The 18,690-nt window shown below is 61.4% G+C and carries 20 protein-coding genes; 11 read left to right on the top strand and 9 right to left on the bottom strand.

Annotation, left to right across the window (positions count from 1 at the left end):
• Positions 1-6 precede the first annotated feature (6 nt).
• From hemC to CUR33_RS01200, 3 genes are all read right to left on the bottom strand, one after another.
• A complete protein-coding gene (hemC, locus tag CUR33_RS01210) occupies positions 7-945 on the bottom strand; it encodes a hydroxymethylbilane synthase (protein ID WP_090254630.1) in 939 nt (312 codons plus the stop codon).
• Positions 946-1,168: 223 nt separating this feature from the next.
• The gene (locus CUR33_RS01205; RefSeq protein WP_090254627.1) at positions 1,169-1,915 is read right to left on the bottom strand and encodes a LytR/AlgR family response regulator transcription factor; all 747 of its coding nucleotides are present in this window, start codon (positions 1,913-1,915) and stop codon (positions 1,169-1,171) included.
• Positions 1,912-2,994, bottom strand: coding sequence for a sensor histidine kinase (locus tag CUR33_RS01200; protein WP_170049858.1), 1,083 nt, complete (start codon positions 2,992-2,994; stop codon positions 1,912-1,914). The genes CUR33_RS01205 and CUR33_RS01200 overlap by 4 nt, the downstream gene beginning before the upstream one ends.
• A gap of 254 nt (positions 2,995-3,248) precedes the next feature.
• Between CUR33_RS01200 and argH the strand changes: the two genes are divergently transcribed.
• The 5 genes from argH (at position 3,249) to CUR33_RS01175 (ending at position 9,560) form a co-directional block, all read left to right on the top strand.
• A complete protein-coding gene (gene argH / locus CUR33_RS01195; RefSeq protein WP_167146317.1) occupies positions 3,249-4,643 on the top strand; it encodes an argininosuccinate lyase in 1,395 nt (464 codons plus the stop codon).
• A gap of 202 nt (positions 4,644-4,845) precedes the next feature.
• Positions 4,846-5,610 carry an endo alpha-1,4 polygalactosaminidase gene (locus CUR33_RS01190; RefSeq protein WP_289238447.1) on the top strand — a complete coding sequence of 255 codons (765 nt, stop codon included), beginning with the start codon at positions 4,846-4,848 and terminating at the stop codon, positions 5,608-5,610.
• Between the two features lie 227 nt (positions 5,611-5,837).
• Positions 5,838-6,107, top strand: coding sequence for a hypothetical protein (locus CUR33_RS01185; protein ID WP_289238446.1), 270 nt, complete (start codon positions 5,838-5,840; stop codon positions 6,105-6,107).
• 176 nt (positions 6,108-6,283) lie between these two features.
• The gene (locus CUR33_RS01180) at positions 6,284-6,529 is read left to right on the top strand and encodes a TIGR02647 family protein (protein WP_289238445.1); all 246 of its coding nucleotides are present in this window, start codon (positions 6,284-6,286) and stop codon (positions 6,527-6,529) included.
• 175 nt (positions 6,530-6,704) lie between these two features.
• Entirely contained in the window at positions 6,705-9,560 is a 2,856-nt protein-coding gene (locus CUR33_RS01175; protein WP_289238444.1) for a class I adenylate cyclase, read from the top strand.
• 9 nt (positions 9,561-9,569) lie between these two features.
• On the opposite strand, the gene rnk is transcribed toward CUR33_RS01175, so the two are convergent.
• From rnk to CUR33_RS01155, 4 genes are all read right to left on the bottom strand, one after another.
• Positions 9,570-9,980 (bottom strand): nucleoside diphosphate kinase regulator, encoded by a 411-nt coding sequence (rnk, locus tag CUR33_RS01170; protein ID WP_090254613.1) that lies wholly within the window; start codon positions 9,978-9,980, stop codon positions 9,570-9,572.
• Positions 9,981-10,098: 118 nt separating this feature from the next.
• Positions 10,099-10,305, bottom strand: a complete 207-nt coding sequence (locus CUR33_RS01165) for a DUF1289 domain-containing protein (protein ID WP_289238443.1) — start codon at positions 10,303-10,305, stop codon at positions 10,099-10,101.
• Complete coding sequence (gene cyaY, locus CUR33_RS01160) at positions 10,286-10,618, bottom strand: iron donor protein CyaY (RefSeq protein ID WP_090254611.1); 333 nt, start codon at positions 10,616-10,618, stop codon at positions 10,286-10,288. Before cyaY ends, CUR33_RS01165 begins: the two co-directional genes overlap by 20 nt.
• A 52-nt stretch (positions 10,619-10,670) precedes the next feature.
• Entirely contained in the window at positions 10,671-11,711 is a 1,041-nt protein-coding gene (locus CUR33_RS01155) for an AraC family transcriptional regulator (RefSeq protein ID WP_289238442.1), read from the bottom strand.
• 413 nt (positions 11,712-12,124) lie between these two features.
• Between CUR33_RS01155 and lptM the strand changes: the two genes are divergently transcribed.
• The 6 genes from lptM to CUR33_RS01125 are packed head-to-tail and all read left to right on the top strand — an operon-like array spanning position 12,125 to position 16,665.
• Entirely contained in the window at positions 12,125-12,250 is a 126-nt protein-coding gene (lptM, locus tag CUR33_RS01150; protein WP_090387640.1) for an LPS translocon maturation chaperone LptM, read from the top strand.
• A gap of 9 nt (positions 12,251-12,259) precedes the next feature.
• Entirely contained in the window at positions 12,260-13,507 is a 1,248-nt protein-coding gene (gene lysA, locus CUR33_RS01145; RefSeq protein WP_289238441.1) for a diaminopimelate decarboxylase, read from the top strand.
• A 5-nt stretch (positions 13,508-13,512) separates the two neighbouring features.
• Complete coding sequence (dapF, locus tag CUR33_RS01140) at positions 13,513-14,343, top strand: diaminopimelate epimerase (RefSeq protein WP_289238440.1); 831 nt, start codon at positions 13,513-13,515, stop codon at positions 14,341-14,343.
• Positions 14,340-15,038 carry a DUF484 family protein gene (locus tag CUR33_RS01135; RefSeq protein WP_160086671.1) on the top strand — a complete coding sequence of 233 codons (699 nt, stop codon included), beginning with the start codon at positions 14,340-14,342 and terminating at the stop codon, positions 15,036-15,038. Before dapF ends, CUR33_RS01135 begins: the two co-directional genes overlap by 4 nt.
• A 38-nt stretch (positions 15,039-15,076) precedes the next feature.
• Positions 15,077-15,973, top strand: coding sequence for a tyrosine recombinase XerC (gene xerC / locus CUR33_RS01130; protein ID WP_160086669.1), 897 nt, complete (start codon positions 15,077-15,079; stop codon positions 15,971-15,973).
• Positions 15,970-16,665 (top strand): HAD family hydrolase, encoded by a 696-nt coding sequence (locus CUR33_RS01125; RefSeq protein ID WP_167146296.1) that lies wholly within the window; start codon positions 15,970-15,972, stop codon positions 16,663-16,665. The genes xerC and CUR33_RS01125 overlap by 4 nt, the downstream gene beginning before the upstream one ends.
• A gap of 151 nt (positions 16,666-16,816) precedes the next feature.
• On the opposite strand, the gene sutA is transcribed toward CUR33_RS01125, so the two are convergent.
• Entirely contained in the window at positions 16,817-17,146 is a 330-nt protein-coding gene (sutA, locus tag CUR33_RS01120) for a transcriptional regulator SutA (protein ID WP_160014953.1), read from the bottom strand.
• Positions 17,147-17,404: 258 nt separating this feature from the next.
• Positions 17,405-18,655, bottom strand: a complete 1,251-nt coding sequence (locus CUR33_RS01115) for an ammonium transporter (protein WP_090254595.1) — start codon at positions 18,653-18,655, stop codon at positions 17,405-17,407.
• Positions 18,656-18,690 lie beyond the last annotated feature (35 nt).

Here is an 18,690-nt window from a genome sequence, read left to right as displayed (position 1 = left end):
AGCCCGTCACTCGGCAGCGGCCTCGCCGTAAACAGCTTGCAGAATGGCCGCAGCACCCTGGGCCAACAGGGCTTCAGCGACCTGCACACCCAGCTGTTCGGCTTGCGCTAGCGGAGCACGGTTTTCCGCCCGCAACAGCAAGCCACCATCCGGCTGACCGACCAGGCCGCGCAGCCACAGCTGCTCGCCCTCGAGCACCGCGTAGCAGGCGATTGGCACTTGGCAGCCGCCGTTCAGATGCTTGTTAAGTGCGCGCTCGGCGGTCACCCGCAGTGCGGTGTCACGGTGATGCAGAGGCGCCAGCAGGGCATGGATCTCGCTGTCGGCAGTACGGCACTCGATACCCACGGCGCCTTGACCACCCGCTGGCAAGCTGTCTTCAGCGCTGATCGAGGAACGGATGCGCGCTTCGAACCCCAGGCGAATCAGGCCGGCTGCGGCCAGGATAATGGCGTCGTACTCGCCGGCATCCAGCTTGGCCAGACGGGTGTTGACGTTGCCACGCAGAAACTGGATTTTCAGATCCGGACGGCGCGCCAGCAGCTGGGCCTGACGGCGAAGACTGGACGTGCCGACCACGCTGCCTGCGGGCAAGGCATCGAGGCTGGCATAGGTGTTGGACACGAAGGCATCGCGCGGATCTTCCCGCTCGCAGATGCAGTAAAGGCCCAGGCCTTCGGGGAAGTCCATCGGCACATCCTTCATCGAATGCACGGCGATGTCGGCCTGGTTCTCAAGCATCGCGGTTTCCAGCTCTTTGACGAATAGGCCCTTGCCGCCGATTTTCGCCAGCGGCGCGTCGAGCAGCTTGTCGCCACGGCTAACCATGGGCACCAGGCTGACCTTGAGGCCAGGGTGGGCCTGCTCCAAGCGGGCTTTGACGTGTTCGGCCTGCCATAGGGCCAGGGCACTTTTACGGGTGGCAATGCGAATTTCGCGAGACATGGGCAATTCCAGAAAACGAACTGCCGAGGATGATAACAGGCTGGCCCAGATCAGGCCTGCGACCCTAGCTGCTAAAGCTCCTTAGCAACCAGTATCGGATCTGGCGAGCTAGAGTGAGACAAGGCGGAAACAGGCGAGGAAACGGAGTTTACTGTTGTAAATGAGCATTCCGAGCCTGTTTCCAACGCAGGATCGCCGACGCGCAGCAGATCCAGCCAGAACGCTAAAGGTTGTGCATCAGCTTGCGCACCCCGGCCACATGCCGGCGGCTGACAATCAGCGCTTCCTCGTTCATACCCTTGAGGAACAGCTGGAAATGCCCAAGCGGCGTGCGTTGCAGACGTTCAATGCGCTCACGTGCCACCAGCGCATTGCGGTGAATGCGCACAAAGCGATCACCAAATTCGTCTTCCAAGGCTTTCAGCGGCTCATCCAGCAGCACTTCACCGCCCGCATGACGCAGGGTTACGTATTTATGGTCGGCAATAAAGTAGATCACCTGATCCAGCGGAATCAGCTCGATGCCTTTGCGGGTGCGTGCACTGATGTGGCTGCGCGGGCCGCCACCGCTGTCTACTGCAGGACGGGTCAGGGCGGCGAGTTGCACGCGGTTGGGCCGCTCGGCTTTCTTCAGCGCCTCACTGAGGCTTTCTGCGCGCACCGGTTTGACCAGATAGCCAACGGCGCTGACCTGAAAGGCTTCCAAGGCAAATTCATCATGAGCGGTGCAGAAAATCACGGCTGGCGGCGCCTCGCGCTCACATAGCCTTGCTGCCACCTGCAAGCCATCCAGGCCCGGCATGCGGATATCCAGCAACACCACATCCGGCCTCAGGCTGTCGATCAGGCTCAGGGCCTCCTCGCCGTTGCTGGCTGCGGGTTCAAGCACGCGATAGCCATCGAGTTCGCCCACCATGCGGCTTAGGCGCTCTCGGGCCAGGGGTTCATCATCGACAATCAGGACATTCATAATGCACGGGCTTCCTGCTTGGGTCTCGCACAAGGATAGCGTAGACAAGTGAAGTGGCGTCCGTCACGGCGCTCTACGCTGAGACTGGCCCGCGGCCCGAAAAGTGCCACCAGCCGCGCATCGATATTGGTCAGCGCCTGATGGGTACCGCGCGACGGCGGCTCCTCGCCTAGTTGTTCGTATGGATTGCTCACGCACAGCTGGAATACCCCATCGTGATAACTTGCTTCGACCCGTACCAGACCGCCCTCAATGCGCGGCTGAATGCCGTAGATCAAGGCGTTTTCCAGTAAAGGCTGCAACGTCAGTTGTGGAATGGGCAGATCGTCCGGCACATCAACAATCTCCCACTGCAACTGTAGACGCTCGCCGAGCCGATAGCGCTCAATCGATAAATATCGTTGCGCCAGCTCCAGCTCTTCGCGCCAGGGCACTAGACTACCGGGCTTGGCTAGGCTGGCGCGAAACAGGTCGGACAAATCCAGCACCGCCTGCTCGGCCTTGTAGGGGTCGACCACCACCAGGCTGGCAATGCTGTTCAGGCTGTTGAACAGAAAGTGCGGGCGAATGCGCGCCTGCAACGATTCGATGCGCGCGCGCAGCTCGGCCTGCTCCTGCTTACGCCACTGGCTCTGCAGGTAGAAATAACGCAGCAGCAACGCCGACATGATCAGGCTGATCAAGGCATGGCGCAGGTACAGATTGACCTCGCCAGTACGCGGCAGCGGCCCGCCCAGCTCGTAGTAGTCCGCCACGGCAGTACAGATCAGACTCAGGGTGACCACAATCGCGCAGCACAAGGCGCCGGCTGTGGCTGCCGGCATGCGCGCCATCAACGGGCGCAGGCGGCACAGCACGGCAGCCGAGAGCAGCACGATCCACTGCACAAACAGCGACGTCAGCGCCAGGCGCACCCAATCGAAGCCCGGCAGCATCGGCTCGGACAACACCAGCACCAGCACGAGCAACTCAGCCAGCAGCACCATGCTCAGCAGGGCTTCTGGTTGGCAAAGCTCGGGCACGAAGAAATCATCGACCAGTGGTGGTTGTTTTTCTGATGAAGCGCTTTTTATTTTCATCGCCGCAGTTTCCGCGTGACCCGCCCCAGCAGCAAGATAGACAGCTGCGACCGGGCAAAATAAAGCACCGAAATGCGTCCGCCGCGGTAAAACTGTGAACGGCGCAACATTGCCCTAGTGCAGCCTAGCTGCGCCCACCGACAAAGCGACGCGGCGAATTTGCCGGCCAGCCTGTTATTATCGGCGCACTTTCCCGTCTTGCCGGCCGCCCCAGCGCGGCCAGCCCGTTTTAGCGCACCAGCCGAGCGAAGCCCATGAGCACTGAAAAAACCAACCAATCCTGGGGCGGCCGCTTCAGCGAGCCAGTCGATGCCTTTGTTGCCCGCTTTACCGCCTCCGTCGAATTCGACAAACGCCTGTATCGCCACGACATCATGGGTTCCATCGCCCACGCCACCATGCTGGCCAAGGTCGGCGTACTGAATGATGCCGAGCGCGATGCCATCGTCGACGGTCTGACGCAGATTCAGAGCGAGATCGAAGCCGGCCAGTTCGACTGGCGCGTCGATCTGGAAGACGTGCACATGAACATCGAAGCGCGCCTGACCGACCGCATCGGCGTCACCGGCAAGAAGCTGCACACCGGGCGTAGCCGCAACGACCAGGTGGCTACCGATATCCGCCTGTGGCTGCGCGACGAAATCGACCTGATCCTGGCCGAGATCACCCGCCTGCAGCAGGGTTTGCTGGAGCAGGCCGAGCGTGAGGCGGAAACCATCATGCCCGGCTTTACCCACCTGCAAACTGCGCAGCCAGTGACCTTCGGCCACCACCTGCTGGCCTGGTTCGAAATGCTCAGCCGCGACTACGAGCGCCTGGTCGATTGCCGCAAGCGCACCAATCGCATGCCCCTGGGCTCGGCGGCGCTGGCCGGCACCACTTACCCGATTCAGCGCGAAGTCACTGCTCAGTTGCTCGGTTTCGACGCCGTTGGCGGTAACTCGCTGGATGGCGTCTCGGATCGCGATTTCGCCATCGAATTCTGCGCCGCCGCCTCGATTGCCATGATGCACCTGTCGCGTTTCTCCGAAGAGTTGGTGCTGTGGACCAGCGCGCAGTTCCAGTTTATTGATCTGCCGGACCGTTTCTGCACCGGCAGCTCGATCATGCCGCAGAAGAAAAACCCCGACGTACCCGAGCTGGTGCGCGGTAAGACCGGCCGGGTATTCGGCGCCCTGATGGGCCTGCTGACCCTGATGAAAGGCCAGCCGCTGGCCTACAACAAGGACAACCAGGAAGACAAAGAACCGCTGTTCGACGCCGCCGACACCCTGCGCGACTCGCTGCGCGCCTTTGCCGACATGATCCCGGCGATCAAGCCCAAGCACGCGATCATGCGTGAAGCGGCGCTGCGCGGCTTCTCCACCGCAACCGATCTGGCCGACTACCTAGTGCGCAAGGGCCTGCCGTTCCGTGACTGTCACGAAATCGTCGGTCATGCGGTGAAATACGGCGTCGAGTCCGGCAAGGATCTGGCCGAGATGAGCCTGGAAGAACTGCGCCAGTTCAGCGAACAGATCGAACAGGACGTGTTTGCCGTGCTCACCCTGGAAGGCTCGGTCAATGCTCGCAACCATATCGGCGGCACCGCACCGAATCAGGTAAGAGCAGCGGTGGCGCGCGGCCAGGCGCTACTCGCCTTGCGCTAAACCCTACGGGCGCGACCCCGTCGCGCCCTTATTCGCTGCTGGCATAAGACCTGAACTGACAATGCCAAAAAAACAGCGTCAATTTGCAAACAGCCCTGCAAAATGCGAACAAACCCGCCGCCAGCCGCTGGCGTACTCTTTCCTGCAGGCCAAATACTTTCCTCCACGCCGCCAGACACTCGTCTGCGCACTGGAGAAAGCCATGAAAATCTTCCAACGCTTACTCGCAAGCATCGGCACGCTCACCCTCGCCGCCTGCGTCAGCGCTACACCCATCGTTATTCCCAGCCAGGCAAGCTGGCACTGGCAACTCAGCGGCAAACTGAAAATCCCCGAGCGCCAGGTCTACGACATTGACCTGTTCGACACCTCAACGACCACCATCACCAACCTGAAAGGCCAGGGCCGTATCGTGGTCTGCTATTTCAGCGCGGGTAGCTGGGAAGACTGGCGCAGTGATGCCGCCCAATACCCTAAAGAAGCACTGGGTGCACAGCTGGACGGCTGGCCGGGCGAACGCTGGCTGGATATCCGCCACCCCGCTGTTCGCACACTCATGGCCAAACGCATACGTTTGGCGGCCGAAAAAGGTTGTGATGCTGTCGAACCGGACAATGTGGACGGCTACAGCAACGGCAATGGCCTGGGGTTGAGTGAGGCAAACCAGATCGACTACAACCGCTGGTTAAGCCAGCAAGCGCATGAGCATAACCTGGCAATTGCATTGAAAAATGCAGTCGAGTTGATCCCCGCCCTGGTCGATGACTTTGACTTTGCCCTCAACGAAAGTTGCTATGCCTACAAGGAGTGCGAGGCGTACCGTTTATTCAGGCAGCAGGGCAAAGCTGTTTTCATCGCGGAATACCGTTCTTACAACAGCAACATGTGCAACAAAGCTTCCGCCTCTGGTTACCAGTTGCAGTTCTTCAAGCGCGCTTTGAACGCCGTGGGCTCACCCTGCAAGTAATAGTCCCACGCGAAAAACAGCGTACTGGCGTCTAGCGCTGCACACCCGTATGCGGTGATCGCCCGATCACCGCAACCCACCCCGCTGAATGTGCGCGCACCCGAGCATCAGCCTTGACGCTGGCGATGCCCGCCCGCAAAAGCAATTCATACCTGCTCTGCCTGCACTCGGTCACTCGCCTTTACGCCCACACATGGCACACTGTAGGCCCCACCAAGGAGCCGCACATGAGCGAGCAAGAAGACGAAGATTTTGCCCAGGACACCCTGATCCAGGCCATCGAAAACCAGCTGGAAGCCGGCGAACCGGCCTTCGTCCAGGCTGTGCTGAACAAGCTGAGTCTGGTCGGTTACGAGCGAAACGAGATTATCGAGCTGATGGCCCTGGTGCTGGCCGATGAAATCGACGTCATGCTGCGCGATGACCGCCCCTTCGATCTCGCCCGCTATGAGCAAGGCCTGCGCGCCCTGCCCGAGTTGCCCGAACAGGCACCGTAATCAGCGCCGAAAAATTTACCCCACAGCACGCCAACTTCTGGCAGCATCAGGTCACAGCAGACTGCCTGGCGCTTCACTACACTGCTTCGCAGGCTGCCTGTTGTTTCAGCCGATTTACCGCAGCGGGTGCTGCAGCCGCCGGCCGCAGCTCACTAAAACAAGAAGCTGGAGTACTTATGGCCTTTACCCCTGAACTGATTGCCGAACTGGAAATCCTCGCGCTGTTTAACCTGGGCACCACTCAGGAAGGAATCAAGGTTCACCACACTGCCACCCCCTCGGCGATTGCCGCTGCCAAACGCCTGCATGACAAAGGCCTGATCAACCAGCCAGACGGTGGTTATCTGACCAGCCTGGGGCTCGACGCCGCCGAACACGCGCAAGTTCTGCTGACCATTCTCAATGTGACTGAAGCGGCCTAAGAAGCACCTGAAAACCTCGTCCACTGGCCCAACCGAAACTGCTTCTAAGACAACCCAGTCTGCGTCGCAACGGCTTTCTCAAGCTGCCCGTGACGCAGGCGATAACCCTGTATCCGCCGCCGTCCGCCAGCCGCCTGGCCAGGCATGATCACGCACCGCCCTGCAGAGCCTGAGCATGAGCCGTACCGAGGAAATTCGCCCAGACATTGAAGACGGTATCGACCGCAAGGTACTGACGCAGCTGCGTGCGCGCTTCCTCAAACTCAACCAGGGCCGCCTGCAACGCGCCATGCAAGCGCTGTCGACGCGCCAACAACTGGTGCTGAAGCTGTTACCACTACTGTTCCACGTCAATCACCCGCTGCTGCCGGGCTACGTGTCCGGGCTGACCCCAGCCGGCCTCAGCGGCTTTGAACCGGATGACGAACTGTTGTCCGAAGTGCAGCGCCTGACCCGCTCGTTCGCTTACAAGCCCTACCGCGGCAAACAGACACTGCCAATCCACGGCCTGTTTCTGATGGGCAGCCTGGGTACCGTGGCTCAGGCCGAACAGAGCGACATGGACTTCTGGGTATGCCACGCCAGTGATCTGAGCCCACAACAGCTCAATGAACTGAACAAAAAGTGCGCATTGCTGGAGGCCTGGGCGGCCACCTTCGGCGCCGAAGCGCATTTCTTCCTGATTGATCCCGCGCGTTTCACCCAAGGCGAACGCGAGGCGCAGTTGACCTCGGACGACTGCGGCACCACCCAGCACTATCTGCTACTCGACGAGTTCTACCGCACCGCCATCTGGCTAGGCGGGCGCACGCCGCTGTGGTGGCTGGTGCCGGTGTATGAAGAGCAGCGCTATCAGCACTACACCAGTACCCTGCTGGCCAAGCGATTTATCCGCGCCGAGGATGTGCTCGACCTCGGCCATCTGGCGCGCATCCCGCCGGAAGAGTTTATCGGCGCCGGCATGTGGCAGCTGTTCAAGGGCATCGAGTCGCCCTACAAGTCGGTGCTCAAGCTGCTGCTGACCGAGGTTTACGCCAGCGAACACCCCAAGGTCGAATGCCTGTCGCTGCGTTTCAAACAGGCGGTGTTCGCCAATCGCCTGGACGTCGATGAGCTCGACCCCTATATCGTGGTCTACCGGCGCCTGGAGGAATACCTCAAGGCCCGTGGCGAGCATGAGCGCCTGGAGCTGATCCGCCGCTGCCTGTACCTCAAGGTCGACAAGAAGCTCAGCCGCCCACCGCGCAATAACCGCAAAAGCTGGCAACGCCTGCTGCTGGAGCGCCTGACCCGCGACTGGAACTGGGACAGCCGCCAACTGGCAATGCTCGACAGCCGCAGCCAGTGGAAGGTGCGCCAGGTCAGTGCCGAGCGGCGCATGCTGGTCAACGAGCTGACCTACAGCTACCGCTTTCTCTCGGAATTCGCCCGCAGCGAACACGCGGGCAGCTCGCTCAACAGCCGCGACCTGGGCATCCTCGGCCGCCGCCTGTATGCCGCCTTCGAGCGCAAGGCCGGCAAGATCGAATTTATCAACCCGGGCATTGCCCCGGACCTCGCCGAAGACACCCTGACCCTGGCGCAAAACCCCAGCTCGGACGAGCCCAATGAAACCCTCTGGGCGCTCTACAGCGGCAGCGTCAACGCTCAGGACCTGGAAGACTTTTCACCGCTCAAACGCTCGCGCGAGCTGGTTGAACTGCTCGCCTGGTGCCAACGCAATGGGGTGATCGACAACAGCACACGGCTGTCCTTGCACCCAGGCTCCAGCGACCTGACCGAGTACGAGCTGTCCAACCTGCTCAACAGCCTGCAGCAGGTGGTACCACTACCCTTGCCGGCCGTTGACGAGGCGGCACTACTGAGCGCCAGTGTAGCCAGCGAGGTGCTGCTGCTGGTCAACGTTGGCGTCGACCCGCTCAGGCAGTTCAGCCAGATGAACATGCACATGACCACCGAGCGCACCGATGCACTGGGCTACTCCGGGGTGCGCGAGAACCTGATTCTGACCATCGACCAGGTCACGCTGAACAGCTGGAATGAGCTGCTGGTGACCCGCTATGACGGCCCGCACGCACTGCTCGACTGCCTGCGCGATTTCCTCAACGCCCTGCCCGCCCGCGGTAGGAAGCCGAACCTGCGCGTACGCTGTTTCTGCCGCAACCGCGCGACAGCGATTGCCGAGCGGGTGGAAGAGCTGTTCCGCGAAACCCTGGGTAGCTTCAGCAGCGATCAGGCCAACCGCTACCTGCTACAGATCAAACAGCAGTATCACCTGCTCGAATTGAAGCCTGGCCATGTCAGCCACACCAGCCTGAAAGACCTGCCCACCCTGATCGAGCACCTGGGTGAGGAGCTGCCCGGCTACAGCGAACTGCACCTGGACCGCAGCGCTCTGGAAGGGGAAGACCTGGCGCTGATTTTGCCCGTGGGTCGGCCGCAGTGCATTCAAGTGTTCTACCGGTTGAATGAAGCCAGCGCCACGGCTGAGCTGAGCGTGCTCGATGAACACAACGCCCTGTGGCGCCAGCAGATGCCGTTCCGCGATGAGCAGAGCCTGCTGACCCCACTGCAACGTTTTCTGCAATCGGTGCTGTACCGGCGCAACGCCTTGCTGCCGCTGGATAACCTGCCGGCGCATCAGCCGCTGGAGGTGCTGTATTACCAGGTGCTACCGGATGCGCCTTTGCGCGCCCAGCGCCTGGAGCGCCGACCGCCGCCACTGTCACCGATCAGCCACCCGTTCTATGACGTACAGGCCATCGTCGAGCCTGGCGATGGCAAGCGCTCACACGTCACCCTGTACTGTAATCACCGTGAATTTTCCGAGCTGGAGTACGCTGGCGACCTATACGCCGCCGTTGCCCAGCACATCCTCGCGCAGCGCCGCGATGGTGCGCGCTACCCCTGCTACATCACCGACCTTGATCTGTCGGCAGTGCTGGGCGAAGGGCACATGCAGAGCGTGCATTACCTGCGCTACAAGAGCCGCCTGGAGGCGGCGCTAAATCAAGCCCTGCAAAAGGCCTGACCGGCCTACTCAAGCGCGACTGTATTCACCCGCCGCTTCCGGCTGATATTCCACCGCCAGCAGGGTCAGTTTGAGCACTTTGCCGCCGGGCGCGGCCCAGTCGATATGCTGCCCCACAGACAGCCCCAGCAGGGCCGTGCCGACCGGCGCCAGCACCGACACACAGCCTTCGCCGCCGGCGTCCTGCGGGTAAACCAGGGTCAGGTGGTAATCCTTGCCGCTGCTTTCCTCACGGCAATGCACCCGCGAATTCATGGTCACCACCCCGGCCGGCACCTCGTCATGGCCAACCACGTCGGCGCGGTCCAGTTCGGCCTGCAACGCGATGGCACTGGGGCCGAAGTCGTCCAGGCTGTCGAGCAGATGCTCCAGGCGCTGCAGGTCAAGACGGGTGATGGTGAGCGAAGGTGCGCTGGTCATGGTGCGGGTATGTCCCCTTTACAGATCGTGAAAAAAGCAAAACCCCATCACTAAGACGGGGTTTTGCAAGGCTTAGGCTGACCGTACCACAGCTAGTCAAATAAACAAGACCGCCCGGTCAAGGTGCCGCGCTACGCTGTTGCAAGCGCGCTTCAGCAGCCGCGCAGATGCTGCGTTTGCCCGCCATATCGGCTTTGCCCCAGTCGAGAATCTCCTGCAGCGTACGGCCACAGCCCAGGCAGATATCCTGATCATCCAGACAACACTGGCGACGGCAGGGCGAGGCGACCTCCTGGCCCGCGCCGTCAGAGCTCTTCGAACTCAAGGTCGGCACCGGATTGTTCCAGGGTGATACGCGCCAGCATTTCGCCCAGCTGCTCGTCGCTGCTGTCGCAGATCCAGCGCTCGCTGGCCTGGTCGTAATCGAAATGGAAGCCGCCCGAACGCGCCGCCAGCCACAGCTGACGCAGCGGCTCCTGACGACTGAAGATCAGCTGAGTGCCGTTTTCAAAACGCACAGTCAGCACCCCGGCGGAGTTTTCCAGGTCGAGGTCCAGGTCGCTGTCATCGAAGATATCTTCCACCGCCTGCTGGGTGGCATCGACCAGATCGTGAAAGCGGGCTTCGGTCAAACTCATTGCGACTTACCTCAAAAAATTCAGCGACTGCAAAAGTCTTGGGCTGCGGTGATTAATGTTCTTTCAAGCTACGGCGATATTCGCCTGGGCTTTGCCCGGTCCAACGGCGAAACGCGCGGGCCAGCGAGCCAGGCTCACTGAAGCCAACCAGGAAGGCGATTTCTGCCAGTTCCAGCGCCGGGTCGCGCAGGTAATGCAACACCAGTTGCTGACGGGTTTCATCCACCAACTGATTGAAGGATAACCCGGCTTCGCGCAAACGCCGCTGCAGGGTACGCGGACTGAGTGCCAAACGCGCGGCGATTTGCTGCAGGTCGGCGCCCACTTCCGGCAGCTGGTGGGACAATTCCAGGCGCGCGCGATCGAGCACGCTATGGCCCTGCTGAATCTCGCCAAGCAGGCGATCAGCATAGGCATCGAGCATCAAGCGCACCTGCGCATCGGCCTGACCGAGGCGCGTGGTGAGTAGGCGTTTGGGAAATACCAGGGCGTTATCGGCCTGATCGAACAGCACCGGGCAGCGGAAAATCCGCTGGTACTCGGAGCTATCCGCCGGGGCCGAATGCTGGAAGCGTACCTCGGTCGGCGGAATATCCAGGCCACTGATCCAGTGGCCGAAGGTTACCCAGCCGGCCAGAGTTTCTTCGCTGAGCTGACGCTTCTGTTGCGGCAACAACGGCTGCCAGCTGTGCGCCACCTGCGGCTCCAGCCCTGCACGCGGCGGCTCATCGGCAAGATCAACCTGGCCCAGGTTACCGACCAGCGCGGCATAGCGCGCCTGGCGATGCAGGGCATCGGCGAGGGTCGCACAGCTCATGATCAGATAACCCAACACGCCGTAATAACCGGGACGCACCGCCTCACCCAAATGCAGCCCCAGTTGCTCATCACCGGTCAACCGCACGCCATGGCCGAGCAGCTCCAGATAAGTGCTGGCGGCAATGCGCTGATCTCGCTGAGCGAGGATCTGCGGGCTGAGCTGCACCCGTTCCAGCAGCTCAGTGCTGTCGACGCCCTGGCGCGCCAGGTAATCGAGCAAACCTTGCAGGTAAGCAACTGAAACCGAGCTGCTCACAGGTACGGGGTTGTCCATCCAGTCTCCTGATCGCTGGCGATGGGTGCAAAGCGAGGGTCTGTTCCCGTTTCGTTCGCGGCCGCGCCGGAGCTAGTTTTAGCGCGAGGCAAGGCACGAGACACGAAGTTTGGTTGTTCCAAATGAGTGTCGAGAAACGCAGCATCGCGCTAAAACTAGCCCGGACCTTCGGGTTGCGCGAAAAATCTCGCCATACGGTGTTGGAGGACTTGGCAAGGGAACACCATTACCTGCGTCCTCCGCCTAGCCTGGCGAGATTTTTAGTGGCAACGCGGCTCGTGACGAAATGGGAACAGACCCTAGCGCCAAAGATACAGGCAAAGCCCCGCCCGACGGGAACCCCGGCGCATAGGCAAGGCGCCGGGGGGTCGGTATACTCCGGCGCAATCATGCTTTATTACAAGGATTCCACCATGAAGCGGTTATTTACTGCCTTTGTCGCGATGCTTGCCGTCAGCGCCCTGCTCGCTGGCTGCGGCCAGAAAGGCCCGCTGTACCTGCCGGAAGAAAGCCAGCCAGCGCCTGCGCAAACCGAATAAGGACAGCTTATGAACGCCTTCAACTACCGCGACGGTGCGCTGTTCGCGGAAGGCGTGGCGTTGTCCGCCATCGCCCAACGCTTCGGTACGCCGACCTACGTTTACTCGCGTGCGCACATCGAAGCGCAGTACCGCGCCTATGCCGATGCCCTGCAGGGCATGCCGCACCTGGTGTGTTTTGCGGTGAAAGCCAACTCCAATATCGGCGTGCTGAATGTCCTGGCGCGCCTCGGTGCCGGTTTCGACATCGTCTCCCGTGGCGAACTGGAACGCGTACTGAGCGCTGGTGGCGAGCCGAGCAAGATCGTCTTCTCCGGCGTTGGCAAGAGTCGTGACGACATGCGCCGCGCTCTGGAAGTCGGCGTGCACTGCTTCAACGTCGAATCCACCGACGAGCTGGAGCGCCTGCAACTGGTGGCCGCCGAGTTGGGCAAGACGGCGGCGATCTCGCTGCGGGTCAACCCGGACGTCGACGCCGGCACCCACCCGTATATCTCCACAGGCCTTAAAGAAAACAAATTCGGCATCGATATCGAGCAGGCCCCGGCTGTTTACGCCCGCGCCGCTGCGCTGCCGAACCTTCAGGTAGTGGGTGTCGATTGCCATATCGGCTCGCAGCTGACCACGTTGCCGCCGTTTCTCGATGCCCTCGACCGTTTGCTCGCGCTGATCGATCAACTCGCCGCAGACGGCATCCGCATCAAGCACCTGGACCTGGGTGGCGGTCTCGGCGTGCGATACCGCGACGAGCAGCCGCCACTGGCCGGCGATTACATCAAGGCCGTGCGTGAACGCATTGCTGGCCGCGACCTGGCCCTGGTGTTCGAACCGGGCCGCTCGATCGTCGCCAACGCTGGCGTGCTGCTGACCCAGGTCGAGTACCTCAAGCACACCGAGCACAAAGACTTCGCCATCGTCGATGCGGCGATGAACGACCTGATCCGCCCGGCCCTGTACCAGGCCTGGATGGACGTGGTGGCGGTGCAGCCGCGCGATGGCGCGACGCGCAACTACGACATCGTCGGGCCGATCTGCGAGACCGGCGACTTCCTTGCCAAGGATCGCCAACTGGCCCTGGCCGAAGGCGACCTGCTGGCTGTGCGCTCGGCGGGTGCCTACGGTTTTGTCATGAGTTCCAACTACAACACCCGCGGCCGTGCCGCCGAGGTGATGGTGGATGGCGAACACGCCTTCGAAGTGCGTCGTCGTGAGACGCTCAGCGAACTCTTTGCGGGCGAAAGCCGCCTGCCGGAGTAATGGCGATGTTATTGCGCTTTACCAAGATGCATGGCCTCGGCAACGACTTTATGGTCCTCGACCTGGTCAGCCAGCACGCGCATATCCAGCCGAAGAACGCCAAGCAGTGGGGCGACCGCCACACCGGCGTAGGTTTCGATCAGCTATTGCTGGTCGAGCCGCCGAGCAACCCGGACGTGGACTTCCGCTACCGCATCTTCAATGCCGACGGTTCGGAAGTGGAGCAGTGCGGTAACGGTGCGCGCTGCTTCGCCCGCTTCGTGCTGGACAAGCGCCTGACGGTGAAGAAGCAGATGCGCGTGGAAACCAAGGGCGGCATCATCGAGCTGGACGTGCGCAACGACGGGCAGATCAGCGTCAACATGGGCGCGCCGCGCCTGGTGCCAGCCGATATCCCGTTCCAGGCCGACCAGCAGGCGCTGAGCTACAGCGTTGCAGTCGACGGCCAGACCGTTGAACTGGCCGCCGTGTCCATGGGCAACCCGCATGCCGTGCTGCGCGTCGACAACGTCGATAACGCACCGGTGCACAGCCTGGGGGCAAAACTCGAACACCATTCGCGCTTTCCGCAGCGGGTGAACGTCGGTTTCCTGCAAGTGGTCGACCGCCAACGCGCCAAGCTGCGCGTCTGGGAACGTGGCGCCGGGGAAACCCAGGCCTGCGGTACCGGCGCCTGCGCAGCGGCAGTGGCGGCAATCAGCCAGGGCTGGATGGACTCACCGGTGCAGATCGAACTGCCCGGCGGCAAACTGAGCATCGAGTGGGCAGGTCCTGGCCAGCCCGTTATGATGACCGGACCCGCAGTACGTGTGTACGAAGGACAGGTTCGCCTATGACCGACAAGCAGGATTCACCCAAGCCACTGGATTCGGAAACGGTTGCCGCTTATCTGCGTCTGCATCCGGAATTCTTTATCGACCACGACGAGTTGATCCCCGAGCTGCGCATTCCGCACCAGCGCGGCGATACCGTATCGTTGGTCGAGCGCCAGGTGAAACTGCTGCGCGAGCGCAATATCGAAATGCGCCACCGCCTCTCGCAACTGATGGACGTGGCCCGCGACAACGATCGTTTGTTCGACAAGACCCGCCGCCTGGTGCTCGACCTACTCGACGCCAGTAGCCTGGAAGAAGTGGTCAGTTGCGTCGAAGACAGCCTGCGCCGCGAGTTTCAGGTGCCTTTTGTCAGCTTGATTCTGTTCAGTGATACGCCCATACCGGTCGGCCGTTCAGTCAGCAGCGCTGAAGCGCATCAAGCCATCGGCGGCCTGCTGGCTGGTGGCAAAACCATTTGCGGCGTGCTGCGCGAGCATGAACTGAACTTCCTGTTCGGCAACGAAGACGGTGCCCAGGTGGGCTCAGCGGCGGTGGTCAGCATCAGCCATCAGGGCCTGCATGGCGTGCTGGCGATTGGCAGCGCCGATCCGCAGCATTACAAAAGCTCGCTGGGCACGCTGTTCCTCGGTTACATCGCCGAAGTACTGGCACGCGTCGCTCCAGGCTTTGCCACACCTTTGCGCTCGGTGCGCTAGCGCTAAACATTGCACCGACCGCACCGCAGGGAGCTTCCATGCAAGACCTCTTGGACGCCTACCTTGAACACCTGCGCAGCGAACGTCAGCTATCCCCGCACACCCTGATTGGCTATCGCCACGACCTCAGCACGCTGTTGGCGCTCTGCACCCAAGAGCAGATCGACAGCTGGCGTACGCTCGATACCCCACGCCTGCGCCGCATGGTCGGTCGCCTACACATGCAGGGCCAGTCCAGCCGCAGCCTGGCGCGCCTGCTCTCGGCCACCCGTGGCCTCTATCGTTATCTGATTCGTGAGGGCCACTGCGACAGCGATCCAGCCAGCGGGCTGACGCCGCCCAAGGGCGAGCGCCGCTTGCCAAAGACCCTGGACGCTGACCGCACCGCACAGCTGCTCGACGGCGCCTTGGAAGATGACTTTATCGCCCGCCGCGATCAGGCCATGCTAGAGCTGTTCTACTCGTCAGGCTTGCGTCTGTCGGAGCTGGTGAGCCTCAACCTCGACGGCCTTGACCTGCCCGCCGGATTGGTAAGGGTTATCGGCAAGGGCAACAAGACCCGCGAGCTACCGCTTGGGCGCATGGCACGTGAAGCGATGCAGCAGTGGCTGCCACTGCGGGCGCTGGCGAACCCGAGCGACGGCGCGGTATTTATCAGCCAACAGGGTCGGCGTATAGGTCCACGCGCGGTGCAACTGCGCGTGCGCCAGGCCGGCGTGCGTGAACTGGGCCAGCACCTGCACCCGCATATGCTGCGCCACAGCTTCGCCAGTCATATGCTCGAATCATCCCAGGACCTGCGCGCGGTGCAGGAGCTGCTCGGCCATGCCGACATCGCCACCACCCAGGTTTATACCCACCTGGATTTCCAGCACCTGGCCACTGTTTATGACCAGGCCCACCCAAGGGCCAAACGCAAAGGCAACACAGAATGAGCATTCAGCTGATCACTTTCGACCTCGACGACACTCTGTGGGATGTCACCCCAGTGATGCAGGACGCCGAAGCGGCGCTGCGCAACTGGCTGGCGATGCACGCGCCGCGGCTGGGTGCGGTGCCGGTGGAGCATCTGTGGTCGATTCGCGCCACCTTGCTGCAGGCCGAGCCGATGCTCAAGCATCGCCTCAGCGAACTGCGCCGGCGCATTCTGCTGCATGCCCTAACAGACGCTGGCTATGCAAACTCGGATGCGCAGGCGCTGGCCGAAGCGGGCTTTCAGGTATTTCTCGCCGCGCGCCATCAGGTCGAACTGTTTGCCGAGGTGCATCCAACCCTTGAAGCCTTAGCCAATCGCTTCCAGCTCGGGGTCATCACCAACGGCAATGCCGATGTGCGCCGCCTGGGCCTGGCCGACTACTTCCAGTTCGCCCTGTGCGCCGAAGAGCTTGGGATTGGCAAACCCGATCCGAAGCCCTTCGAGGAAGCGCTCAAGCGCGCCGGGATAGCCGCCGAACACGCGGTACATATCGGCGACCACCCCAGCGATGACATCGCCGGAGCCAAGGCCGCCGGGCTGCGGGCGATCTGGTTCAACCCGCAGGGTAAGACCTGGAGCGACGCGATTACGCCTGATGGCGAGATCCGCAGCCTGGCCGAGCTGCCGGCGCTGCTGCACAGCTGGGCATAGGCTGCAGACGCGCGGCGCTGGCCGACGATGAACGGTGGATGGATAAAGCGCCATCCACCCTACAAAGCCATCTGCCTGCCTTGACAAGGCATCGCACACAAAAAAGCCCGCACGCGGATGGCATACGGGCTTTTTGTTTTACAGCAGACCCTTAGATAGGGCGGCTGCCGTACTTGCTGTCCGGCTTTTTGGGCGGATCAGAGACCACATTCGGCTCGACTTCCTGCACCTTGCCACCACGGGAGAGGAACTCTTCCATGGCGCGGGCCAGTGCATCACGCTCTTTCTGCTTGGCTTCGATGCTCGGCAGTTCTTCTACGTCGACGGCGGCTTTGGCTTTTTTGCCTTTGCTGGCGGGTACAACTTCGTCGTCACCATCGCCATCATCGCTGCTGTCGCCATCATCGGCGGCAGCCAGCTCCTCGCCTTCGTCTTCGTCAGCGCCTTCTAATTCGTCGTGTTCCAGATCTTCGTCGCTCATGTTCCAACCTCATGACTTGCGAAAAGCAGAGTAGTTATAGCCCAGCTGCGTCAGCTTTCTAACGTCGCTGATAAAAATTCCAGTGGCCTTGCCTTGGGCTGAGCGCTGCGCATCGGCGAACTGCGCTCAACGGCGCGCATTCTAGGGTCTGTTGCTGCTCCATCACAACCGCGCGCACGCTGAAAAACCACAACCTTTAATGGGCATTCAGAAAAAACAAAGGGCGCCCTAAGGCGCCCTTGTTGAAACCCTAGGAAATCAACGCTTGGTGAATTCCGGGTAGGCTTCCATACCGCATTCGGCGATGTCCACGCCTTCGTACTCTTCTTCCTCGGTAACGCGCAGGCCGATCACCAGTTTGATGATGGACCAGACGATCAGGCTGCAGACGAAGACCCAGGCGAAGATCGAGCCGATACCCAGTAGCTGAGCACCGAGGGTGGCGTCGCTGTTCGTCAGGCAGACCGCCAGCAGGCCCCAGATACCGACCACACCGTGAACGGAGATGGCACCGACTGGATCGTCGAGCTTCAGTTTGTCCAGACCGAGGATCGAGAACACCACCAGCACGCCACCCACGCCACCGATAAGGGTGGCTTGCAGGGCAGTCGGGGTCAGCGGTTCAGCCGTGATCGCTACCAGGCCGGCCAAGGCACCGTTGAGGGCCATGGTCAGGTCAGCCTTGCCGAACAGAATGCGCGCCACGATCAGCGCCGCAATCAAGCCACCGGCAGCCGCCATGTTGGTGTTCACAAACACGTTGGCTACAGCGTTGGCGTCTTCGATGGTGCTCATCTTCAGCTGCGAGCCACCGTTGAAGCCGAACCAGCCCATCCACAGGATGAAAGTACCCAGCGCTGCCATCGGCAGGTTGGCACCCGGAATGGCGTTGACCTGGCCATTTGGGCCGTATTTACCTTTACGGGCGCCGAGCAGCAGTACGCCAGCCAGGGCAGCAGTTGCGCCGGCCAAGTGCACTACGCCGGAACCGGCGAAGTCGAGGAAGCCTGCTTCATTGAGGAAGCCCGAACCCCATTTCCAGAAGCCCTGTACCGGGTAGATGAAACCGGTCATGACCACGGCGAAAGCCAGGAAGGCAAACAGCTTCATGCGCTCAGCAACGGCACCGGAAACGATCGACATACAGGTCGCGGCAAACACCACCTGGAAGAAGAAGTCCGAACGCGCCGAGTAGTAAGGGGCATCGTCACCGCCGGCCAGAACCGACTCAACGCTGTTTTCATCACCAATCAGGAAACCCAAGCTTGGCAGGATGCCGCCTTCCGGGCTGGAGTACATGATGTGGTAGCCGATCACCAGGTACATGATGCTCGCCACTGCATACAGGGCGATGTTCTTGGTAAGAATTTCAGTGGTGTTCTTGGCGCGCACCAGGCCGGATTCGAGCATGGCAAAACCCGCTGCCATCCACATGACCAGAGCACCGCAAACCAGAAAGTAAAACGTGTCAAAACCGTACTGCAATGCAGTCAATGCTGTGTTGTCCATGGTCCACCTCTTGCCGTCGCGCTTTATAGCGCTGT

The sequence above is a fragment of the Pseudomonas sp. FEMGT703P genome, from assembly GCF_002786345.1.
GTDB lineage: Bacteria > Pseudomonadota > Gammaproteobacteria > Pseudomonadales > Pseudomonadaceae > Aquipseudomonas > Aquipseudomonas peli.
Note: the sequence above shows the minus strand (reverse complement) of the source record. Positions and strands in the feature narration are given on the sequence as shown.

Excerpts from the sequence above, each read along its gene's own strand:
- hemC (WP_090254630.1), bottom strand. The coding sequence starts at position 945 with ATGTCTCGCGAAATTCGCATTGCCACCCGTAAAAGTGCCCTGGCCCTA.
- CUR33_RS01205 (WP_090254627.1), bottom strand. The coding sequence starts at position 1,915 with ATGAATGTCCTGATTGTCGATGATGAACCCCTGGCCCGAGAGCGCCTA.
- CUR33_RS01200 (WP_170049858.1), bottom strand. The coding sequence starts at position 2,994 with ATGAAAATAAAAAGCGCTTCATCAGAAAAACAACCACCACTGGTCGAT.
- argH (WP_167146317.1), top strand. The coding sequence starts at position 3,249 with ATGAGCACTGAAAAAACCAACCAATCCTGGGGCGGCCGCTTCAGCGAG.
- CUR33_RS01190 (WP_289238447.1), top strand. The coding sequence starts at position 4,846 with ATGAAAATCTTCCAACGCTTACTCGCAAGCATCGGCACGCTCACCCTC.
- CUR33_RS01185 (WP_289238446.1), top strand. The coding sequence starts at position 5,838 with ATGAGCGAGCAAGAAGACGAAGATTTTGCCCAGGACACCCTGATCCAG.
- CUR33_RS01180 (WP_289238445.1), top strand. The coding sequence starts at position 6,284 with ATGGCCTTTACCCCTGAACTGATTGCCGAACTGGAAATCCTCGCGCTG.
- CUR33_RS01175 (WP_289238444.1), top strand. The coding sequence starts at position 6,705 with ATGAGCCGTACCGAGGAAATTCGCCCAGACATTGAAGACGGTATCGAC.
- rnk (WP_090254613.1), bottom strand. The coding sequence starts at position 9,980 with ATGACCAGCGCACCTTCGCTCACCATCACCCGTCTTGACCTGCAGCGC.
- cyaY (WP_090254611.1), bottom strand. The coding sequence starts at position 10,618 with ATGAGTTTGACCGAAGCCCGCTTTCACGATCTGGTCGATGCCACCCAG.
- CUR33_RS01155 (WP_289238442.1), bottom strand. The coding sequence starts at position 11,711 with ATGGACAACCCCGTACCTGTGAGCAGCTCGGTTTCAGTTGCTTACCTG.
- lptM (WP_090387640.1), top strand. The coding sequence starts at position 12,125 with ATGAAGCGGTTATTTACTGCCTTTGTCGCGATGCTTGCCGTCAGCGCC.
- lysA (WP_289238441.1), top strand. The coding sequence starts at position 12,260 with ATGAACGCCTTCAACTACCGCGACGGTGCGCTGTTCGCGGAAGGCGTG.
- dapF (WP_289238440.1), top strand. The coding sequence starts at position 13,513 with ATGTTATTGCGCTTTACCAAGATGCATGGCCTCGGCAACGACTTTATG.
- CUR33_RS01135 (WP_160086671.1), top strand. The coding sequence starts at position 14,340 with ATGACCGACAAGCAGGATTCACCCAAGCCACTGGATTCGGAAACGGTT.
- xerC (WP_160086669.1), top strand. The coding sequence starts at position 15,077 with ATGCAAGACCTCTTGGACGCCTACCTTGAACACCTGCGCAGCGAACGT.
- CUR33_RS01125 (WP_167146296.1), top strand. The coding sequence starts at position 15,970 with ATGAGCATTCAGCTGATCACTTTCGACCTCGACGACACTCTGTGGGAT.
- sutA (WP_160014953.1), bottom strand. The coding sequence starts at position 17,146 with ATGAGCGACGAAGATCTGGAACACGACGAATTAGAAGGCGCTGACGAA.
- CUR33_RS01115 (WP_090254595.1), bottom strand. The coding sequence starts at position 18,655 with ATGGACAACACAGCATTGACTGCATTGCAGTACGGTTTTGACACGTTT.